The sequence below is a fragment of the Deltaproteobacteria bacterium genome (assembly GCA_005879795.1).
Taxonomy (GTDB): domain Bacteria; phylum Desulfobacterota; class Binatia; order DP-6; family DP-6; genus DP-6.
On sequence record VBKJ01000014.1, the window covers coordinates 1 to 8,423 of the forward strand.

Annotated in this window: 10 protein-coding genes; 1 reads left to right on the forward strand and 9 read right to left on the reverse strand. The window is 70.3% G+C overall.

The genetic code is table 11. The features are described from left to right. The 4 genes from E6J59_00555 to E6J59_00570 all read right to left on the reverse strand — a co-directional run. The coding region (locus tag E6J59_00555; protein TMB24264.1) for an APC family permease at nt 1-893 on the reverse strand (893 nt) is incomplete at its 3' end. Nucleotides 894-977: 84 nt separating this feature from the next. Further along, nucleotides 978-1,652: a PTS sugar transporter subunit IIA gene (locus E6J59_00560; protein TMB24255.1), complete on the reverse strand. Its 675-nt coding sequence runs from the start codon at nt 1,650-1,652 to the stop codon at nt 978-980. 200 nt (nt 1,653-1,852) lie between these two features. Further along, nucleotides 1,853-2,461: a glutathione S-transferase family protein gene (locus E6J59_00565; GenBank protein ID TMB24256.1), complete on the reverse strand. Its 609-nt coding sequence runs from the start codon at nt 2,459-2,461 to the stop codon at nt 1,853-1,855. Continuing rightward, nucleotides 2,455-3,468 (reverse strand): zinc-binding dehydrogenase, encoded by a 1,014-nt coding sequence (locus E6J59_00570; GenBank protein ID TMB24257.1) that lies wholly within the window; start codon nt 3,466-3,468, stop codon nt 2,455-2,457. Before E6J59_00570 ends, E6J59_00565 begins: the two co-directional genes overlap by 7 nt. Nucleotides 3,469-3,690: 222 nt before the next feature. On the opposite strand from E6J59_00570, the gene E6J59_00575 reads away from it, so the two are divergent. Next, nucleotides 3,691-5,337: an acyl-CoA synthetase gene (locus E6J59_00575; protein ID TMB24258.1), complete on the forward strand. Its 1,647-nt coding sequence runs from the start codon at nt 3,691-3,693 to the stop codon at nt 5,335-5,337. Nucleotides 5,338-5,340: 3 nt separating this feature from the next. Here the strand turns inward: E6J59_00575 and E6J59_00580 are convergent, their stop codons facing one another. The 5 genes from E6J59_00580 to E6J59_00600 form a co-directional block, all read right to left on the reverse strand. Continuing rightward, the gene (locus E6J59_00580) at nt 5,341-5,718 is read right to left on the reverse strand and encodes a hypothetical protein (protein TMB24259.1); all 378 of its coding nucleotides are present in this window, start codon (nt 5,716-5,718) and stop codon (nt 5,341-5,343) included. A gap of 147 nt (nt 5,719-5,865) precedes the next feature. Continuing rightward, entirely contained in the window at nt 5,866-6,516 is a 651-nt protein-coding gene (locus tag E6J59_00585; protein ID TMB24260.1) for a hypothetical protein, read from the reverse strand. Between the two features lie 3 nt (nt 6,517-6,519). Then, nucleotides 6,520-7,299 carry a hypothetical protein gene (locus tag E6J59_00590; protein TMB24261.1) on the reverse strand — a complete coding sequence of 260 codons (780 nt, stop codon included), beginning with the start codon at nt 7,297-7,299 and terminating at the stop codon, nt 6,520-6,522. Between the two features lie 485 nt (nt 7,300-7,784). Continuing rightward, nucleotides 7,785-7,943: an ABC transporter permease gene (locus E6J59_00595; protein TMB24262.1), complete on the reverse strand. Its 159-nt coding sequence runs from the start codon at nt 7,941-7,943 to the stop codon at nt 7,785-7,787. 89 nt (nt 7,944-8,032) lie between these two features. Further along, nucleotides 8,033-8,287 carry a hypothetical protein gene (locus E6J59_00600; GenBank protein TMB24263.1) on the reverse strand — a complete coding sequence of 85 codons (255 nt, stop codon included), beginning with the start codon at nt 8,285-8,287 and terminating at the stop codon, nt 8,033-8,035. Nucleotides 8,288-8,423: the final 136 nt, after the last annotated feature.

The window sequence follows — 8,423 nt, forward strand, 5'->3', positions numbered from 1 at the left end:
ACGGACAGGGGGCCGACCATGTACATGGCGAGTCCGCCGACCAGGTTGTCGCTGTACGTGCTCATGCGCACGTCGTCGGGGATGATCATCACCGCGAAGAACGAGACCAGCCCCGTCGTGAGCATCGTGAAGACAAAGATGATCAAACCCGCCTTGATGAGGTTCGGCACCTTGGGATGGGCGATCTCGCGGTTCACCTGCGCGAGCGACTCCTCGCCGCTCATGGCGAGAATCGAGTGGCCGAAGGCGATGAGGATGCCGAGCGCGCCGAGCCGCTTCTCCCATCCCGTCCCGCCGAGCCAGCCGAGCGCCTCGTCGCTCAGGTGAAGCTCGAACGGCGGCAGCGTCGCCCCGCGCTGCCAGAGCGTCACGCCGCACCAGGCGATCATGACGACGACCATCACGGTGGTGACGCCCATGATCTTCATCGCTTTGTCGCTCGACTCCTCGATGCCGAGGATGTTCTGGTGCCAGAAGTAGAGCGTGATCGCGATGGCTATGGCGGCCGAGCCGGCGGCGGTCGGAATCGCGACCGGCAGATGGAGCAGGTGGAGCAGCTCGTTGCCGAGCCCGACGATGTACTGGCCCGCCGACACGCCGCTGATCGGGCCGGTCAGCACATAGTCGAACATGAGGGCCGAAACCGAGAGCTTGGCGAGCGTCCCGCCCATCGCCTCCTTGACGACCCGGTAGACGCCGCCGCGCACGAACATGGCGCACGATTCGATGTAGATGCCGCGCACGGCATATGCGAACAGCATGACCGCGCCGATGTACCAGGGCGCGGCCTTGCCGATCGCCTGCTCGACGATGCCGCCGATGTAGTACACCGTCGACGCCATGTCGCAGAGCACGATCGCGGCGGCGCGCCAGAAGGAGATGAAGACCAGCATCGCCGTCGTGACGACGATGATCTGCGCTCGCGGCGTGGCGGCCGGGGCCGCGGCGGGCGATGGCTCGGGAGCAGCCACGGGAAATCAGGCGGCGTGCAGGCTGCGCTGGGCGCGCTCCTCGTGCTCGCGCAGCACGGCGAGCAGCTCGCCGGCCGACGGCGCTGCGAGGAGCCGCGCGCGACAGCGCGCGTCGCTGAGCAGCCGGGCCGCCTTCGCGAGCAGCCGGAGGAGGCCGGCCGGCTGCTCGGCGGAGACGACGAGGAGCAGGAAAAGCTGCGTCGGCCGCCCGTCCACCGCGCCGCAGGCGATGGCGGAGGTGGTCCGTGCGAGCGCGGCGAGCGGGGCCGACAGCCCGGCGAGCCGCACGTGTGGGATGGCGATGCCGTTCTCCAACGCGGTCGTCGACTGCCGCTCGCGCTCGTGGAGCGCGCTGGCCAGACGGTGGGCATCCACGTGCGGATGAGCCCGCCCGACGTGGGCGGCGAGCGTGTCGAGCACCTCCGCCTTTGCCCGAGCGGGGAGCGCGGGAAGAACGAGATCAGGGGTCAGCAGGATCGAGATCGTCATCATCCTCCTCGGGACGGTCGGCCGCGGCGGCAAGGGGCGGCTCGCCGGGCGGACGAGCTTCAGCGGGCGCCGGCCGCCGCGCGCAGGGGCCGGGGGCTCCTTCGCGACTCGACCCAGCCGCCGGACGGCATCCACGTACCCGCCCACGAGCGCGAGCCACGCCAGGCATCCGGCGACGTCGCCGCTCTGCATCTGGAGCGGCAGCTTGCACCGCGCATGCCGCCAGGGACGGGCCGTACACGTTGCACTAATGGGCTCCGCGGGCAGGGTCGATGCTGCAGGCTGCAACGCAATCCTGCATCTTGCACGCCCGGCCGGTCCGCCGGGCGGCGAGGTGTGTGTCGTGACCGGCGGCTCGTACCAGCCGGGCTACACGATCACCCGCAAGCGAGTCACGCCGCCGGCTTCGTCTCCCGCGCGCTCGGGCGCCCGAGCATGCGGGCCGCCCAGGCCGCCACCGCGGGCGGCGGCGTGATCTCCATCAGCGGGAAGAACTCGACGAAGGGCGCGTAGCAGACCTCGACCAGCGAGTAGCGGCCGCCCACCATCCACTCCCTGCCCGCGAGCTGCTGCTCCACGATCGCGAGATGCTTCTCGATCTCCTTCTTCGCCTGCGCCATGGCCGCCTCGTCCCAGCGCTCCCGGGGCAGGAAGCGCTTCGGGAAGATGATGATGCCGGTCTGGCGCGCCAGCTGGATGTCGCAGAGCTTCATGTGCATGGCGACGAGCGCGCAGCCGCGCGCGTCGGCGGGCACGAGCGGGGGGGTGGGGTGCGTCGCCTCGAGGTACTCGAGGATCGCCGTCGACTCGTAGAGGACGAAGCCGTCGTCCTCGAGCGTCGGTACGCGGCCGTAGGGGTTCTTCCGGAGGTAGTCCGGGCCGCGGTGCGCGCCCTTCGCCATGTCGAGCTCGACGAGCTCGACCTCGATCCCCTTCTCCAGGCAGGCGATGCGCACGCGGCGCGAGTAGGTCGAGAGGGGGTGGTAGTGGAGCTTCAGCATGTGAGGATCACCTTTCCGACGTTTCGGCGCTCCTGGATGAAGCGGTGCGCGGCGGCCGCTTCCACGAGCGGGAACGTCTTCCCGACCACCGGCTGGATGCGCCCCGCCTCGTAGTCGGCGAGGAGCGAGAGCATCTCGCCGCGCAGTAGCTCGACCCGGTCCCAGAGGTGGCCGAGGTTCACGCCGATCACCGCCTTGTTGTCGTTCATGAGGCGGATCGGGTGGAACCAGGGCAGCGTGGCGAGGCGCTTCAGGGCTGCGAGCCGGCTCGGTCCCATGCCCGTCGCCGCGCCCGAGAGCCCGAAGCACACGAGCCGGCCGAGCGGGGCGAGCGAGCGGTAGCTCTGGCGGAAGGCGCCGGTCGCATCCAGCACGATGTCGACGCCGCGGCCACCCGTCACCCGCCGCACCTCGGCCGCGAAGTCCTGCGTGCGGTAGTCGATCGCGTGCGCGACGCCCGCCTCGCGGAGCTGGGCGTGCTTCGCCGCCGAGGCGGTGCCGATCACCTCGGCGCCCGCGATCCGGCAGAGCTGGATCGCCGCCATGCCGACGCCGCCCGCCGCGGCGTGTACGAGCACGCGCTCGCCGCGCTTCACGTTGCCGAAGTGGCGCAGCATTAGGACGGCTGTGAGGTAGTTGACCGGGATCGCCGCGCCCTCCTCGAAGCTCATCCGCGCCGGCATCGGGAAGAGCTGCGCCGCGGGCACCGCGACCGCCTCGGCGTAGCCGCCGAAGCGGGTGAGCGCGATGACGCGCTGGCCCGTGGCGAGGGCGCCGTCGGCGCCGGGACCGAGGCGCTCGACCGTGCCCGCCACCTCGTAGCCCACCACGCACGGGCGGGGCGGCGCATCGGGGTAGAGACCGAGGCGCGCCATCACGTCGGCGAAGTTGACGCCGCTCGCGCGCACCCGGACGAGCGCCTGGCCGGGCCCGGCGACCGGGTCCGGGCCGTCGCGGACCTCGAGCACCTCGGGCGGCCCGGTACGCGTGATCCAGACCGCGCGCATGCGGGCCGGGGAGTAGCGCGGGCCGCGCCCGGGCGTCAAACCCCCCGGGCGCAACCCCCGGGGCGTAGACGGCATCAGGCCCACCCTCGGGCGAGAGGGCGGCAGCCCGCGGGTCTGATACTCCTCCAGCCCGTCGCGTTCGCGGCGAGCCGGGTGGTCGCCCGCGCCACGAGCCCGCGCACCCTGTTGCGCGCGCGGCGCGGACCGTGCTTCTCTCGGCGCGTGAATCACGCGCTCATCCTGGAAGCGCTGGCCGCCGCCTACCCGGACCGCGAGTGCATCGTCACCCCCACGCGCCGGCTCACCTACGCGCAGGTCGCCGATCGTATGCGCCGCCTCGCGAGCGTGCTCCACGCCCACGGCCTCGGCTGCCGCCGCGAGCGCGCCGCGCTCGCGAACCACGAGTCGGGCCAGGACCACGTCGGCTTCTACCTGCTCAACTGCCCCGAGTACATCGAGGGCATGCTCGGCTGCTACCGCGCGCGCGCGGCGCCCTTCAACGTGAATTACCGCTACGTGGACGACGAGCTCTGCTACCTCTTCGACGACGCCGACGCGGTGGCGGTCGTCTACCACGCGCGCTACGCGCCGACCCTGGCGCGCATCCGCGACCGCCTGCCGAAGCTGCGCCTGCTCCTCCAGGTCGCGGACGGCTCGGGCGAGCGGCTGCTCCCCGGCGCCCTCGACTACGAGGCGGCGCTCGCCGCCGCCTCGCCCGCGGGGCCGCCGGTCAGGCCAACGCCCGACGACCTCTACATCATCTACACCGGCGGCACGACCGGCGCGCCGAAGGGCGTCCTCTGGCGGCAGGACGACATCTTCCACGCCGCCATGACCGGCGGGGCTCCCGGTTTCGAGGGGCCGACGAGCATCGAGGCCCTGGTCGCCGAGGCCGAGCACGGCACCTACACGCGCACCCTGCCGGTGCCGCCGCTCATGCACGGCGCGGCACAGTGGGTCGCCTTCGGCGCCATCCACACGGGGGGCACGGTCGTGCTGCAGGGCAACCCCGAGAAGCTCGACCCCGAGGACATCTGGACCACGGTCGAGCGCGAGCGCGTGAGCACGCTCGCCATCGTCGGCGACGCCTTCGCGCGCCCGCTCCTCGACGACCTCGACCGCCGGAAGTACGACCTCTCGCGCCTCTTCGTGCTCGGCTCGGGCGGCGCCATCCTCTCGCCGCACAACAAGCAGGCGTTCCTGGAGCACCTCCCGCACGTGACCGTGGTCGACGGCTTCGGCGCCTCCGAGACCGGCGCGCAGGGCTCGCACGCGAGCCGCGGGGGCGAGGCAGTCAGCACGGGCACGTTCGCGATTCCGGGCGCGGTGGTGCTGAAGCAGGACTTCTCGGGACTCGTGGAGCCCGGCTCGGACGAGATCGGCTGGGTGGGGCGCGCGGGCCACGTCCCGCACGGCTACTACAAGGATGCCGCCAAGACCGCACGCACCTTCCCGGTGGTGGGCGGCACGCGCTACGCGGTGCCCGGCGACCACGCCCGCATCCTCGCCGACGGCACGATCATCGTCCTCGGGCGCGGCTCGGTGTCGATCAACACGGGCGGCGAGAAGGTCTACGCCGAGGAGGTGGAGCAGGTCCTCCGCCGCCACCCCGCGGTCTACGACGCGGTCGTGGTCGGCACGCCCGACGACCGCTTCGGCGAGCGCGTGACGGCCGTCGTGCAGCCGCGCGCCGGCGCGCAACCGAGCCCGGAGGAGCTGGTCGCCTTCGCCGCGCAGCATCTCGCGCGCTACAAGCTTCCCAGGACGACCGTCCTGGTCGACGAGATGGTGCGCAGCCCGAGCGGCAAGCCGGACTACCGCTGGGCGCGCGCGCGGGCGATGGAGGCGCGGGGGCTGCCGGCGGGCTGAGCGCTACGCCGTCTGCCGCTGCCAGGTCGCGAGGTCGAAGTAGTCGCGCCAGGCGGCGATCTTGCCGTCGCGGATCTCGAACACACCCGCGCAGGGGAGCGCGACCCGCTTGTCGCCGAAGCGGAACCGGTCGATGCGCTCGGTGAAGACCAGGTTGCCGCGCGCCGCCAGGTGGACGACCTCGGCCTCGATCTCCTGGGCGGGCAGGAAGAGGTTCAGCACTTCGCGGATGCCGTTCTTCCCGGTGACGGGCTCGAGCGGCATGTTGTGGTAAACCGCGTCCTCGGTGAAGAAGTCGAGGAAGCGGTCAACGCTGCGCTCGGGCCAACTAGCGCAAAACTCACGGATTATCGTCTCCGGATCCTCCACGGGTTCGGCCATCCCCAGCGTCCTCCTGCTGGCATTTGCTACCACTGCGTCTCTTGTCACACTACGGAACTGATCGCCAGGGCGTTGACCGCGCCCCGCCCCACCGGGCGAATCCACTTCGCGTGGGTGAGAAATAACCGTTGCGCCGGTGATCTCGGCTCAGCACCCGAGCGGATACGTCCGAAACACCCTGCCGTCCCAGTAGTAGAGGACGCCGCCCTTGTCGGAGATGCCGAGCATGACGCCATCGGTGCGCAGGTCGAGCGGGCCAACCTGCTCCGAAGGCGGTAGCTCGTCGTTGTAGACGTATGCCGGGAATTGGACGGGTCCCTTGAGAAGCCGCAGGTAGAAGGTCAGGCCCTCGCAGACCTTCTTGTTCTCCTCCCACTCGCCGTCCTCCCGTGGGTCGGTCACACCCCCCTTGTCAATCGGCACGACGACGAACTTCCCATCCTTCGAGAGTACGGTGACAATGAGACCCCGATGCTCGTCATGTCCGTGCAAGGCCACATCGAGAACGCCGTCGCCGTTGAAGTCTCCGATGACCGCGAATGGCGTCTGCCTCGTCGTGCATTCCTTCGCGTACCACGAACAGTAATCTCGCTCGCGCCATACGGTGAACTTGGGGTTGAACCGATCAAGGGCCTTCTTCATCGGTTTCGGAAGAACGACGATGTGCTCGTGGCCGATTAGTTCAACGCGGGGCTCACCGCTGGCGACTACGCTGGGCTGCTCCATGGCGGCGGCAAGTGTTGGAATCGCCAAAATGAGGACGTTGGCAAGAGGACAGAGTATCGCGCGCACCAACATGACCTACCGTGGGATCGGGCACACGACGTTCGAGATGGAGCCGTTCGGGTTGATCGTGGGGAACCCTTCGCAGTCGCCAAGCTCACAGTGCTGGCACTCCGGCGGGAAGATCGCGCAGTCCGCGTCCGTAACGCAGCTTCCCACGGGTAGGGTGGTCGTTGTGGTAGTTGGGCAGGTGACGCCAGCCGGATGCGGCTGGCATTCGAGGACGAGAGCCGGGCGTCCACCGCGCTCACAGGCAGGCAGCACGCGCTGCTCTCCGACCGGTACCGGGATGCGATACGGCGTCCCTGACGAGAAGCACGGGGCGAGACACCCGCAACAGGTGGGACAGTGGAAGCCGAAGGTGCAGGTGTCGTCGCATGCCTGATCGACATCGCACACCGGGTCGGTGCTGGACTCCACGAGCACCCCATCACGACAGGTGTAGGTGACAGCACCGGGTGGCGGTTCCACCGGAGGGGGACTCGGCGGCGGCTCCGGGCCAGCCAGGCATTTGAGCACGGCGGTCGTGTCGGCGTACTGCACGCGCTTCCGATGACCGGCAGGTAGCGTCCTCTCGAACACGTGTGGACGCTCCCGGCCGGTCGCGCCGAGGCTCACGCGGAACTGACAGCGCCCGTCGAGGTCGTGGTCGAGGTCACAGACGCCGACGCGGGCGGTGCTTCGACTCGACCACCGCACCGAGGCCGACGAAGAGCCGTCGTAGCACTTGATCACGATGGGTGCCGACCAAGCGGTCCCGGTCAGGACGAGCAGGACGGCCAGCAGCCGCCAGGCCATGGGCTTCAAGGTAGCACGCGAATGGATCGCCTGGACAGACCGTTCTGAGCGGCTTCACAGTCGAGGGGCGACGGTGGCTGCCGGCTTCGGCCGACGTGACCACCGGAATGACCTCCGTGACCCAACTCGCCACGTATCGAAGCCCCTGAGGCACGAGTCTGCCCTCGTCGCGAAGGCGCCGGTACACCGGCAGCGGGTCGCCGTCCCGAAAGCGCTCGATGATCATGTACAGCATCTGGCCTCCCGTAAGGCCCGACACCTACCAGCACTCGGTGTGTAGCTCGACCTCGGCGGCGGGCGAAGGGACCGGGCGTGTAGGTGGGGCCTCGCTGGGAAGGGGGGCGTGTTGACGGTTCCGTTCACACGGACTTACGTTCCTCGCGGCGGGCCGCCCCCTGCACATGGGCCGTCAGAACATCTTCGGGTCAGCCAAGTCCGAGACGGTTGCGCTCGACGGCTCCAGCGACGCGGCGGGGTTGATGTGCCTAATCGCAGCGAAGCCCGTCAGCGGGAGCGAGCTGCATCGCGCAGCGCGCGGGTGGGATGGCTGCAATGGCGCACACGAGGATCCCGAGGATCACCGTGCCGAGGATCGTCCGCAACGGGAGCGACACGCCGACGGGCCAACCGAGCACGGCCTCCATGGTCGATCCCCCCCAAAGGGTCGCGAGTGCGAGTCCGGTCGTCACGGCGAAGGCAACCCCAAGAACGCCAATAATGGCTGAGTGCAAGGTCAGTAGCGCCCCGATCCGACGCTGGCCACGATCGCCCTGCGGGCGTTGTCGGTCGCGGGGCGCGCGGCGATGAGGGCGCGCCGCCCGCGGGCCTCGACCTCGCGCGCCGTGGCGTCGATGGTGCCCGGGAGCTTGAGCGGGTTTGAGTCGGTCGCGGGCGCACCCGACGTCCGCGCCGGCCTGGGCGAGCGCGAGGCGCGCCCGACGCCGCGGCTCGCACCCGTCACCAGCGCCACCGCGCCGCGGAGTTCCATCGCGGTCGCATAGCATGGCGGGGAAGCCGCCCCAAGGGCGCGCCCCAATGCGCGACCCCGACGGCGCAGTCCCTACGACCCGGGAGGGATCGACGATGACCCACCGCGAGGCAGGGAAAGGACGCGGCCGGACGGG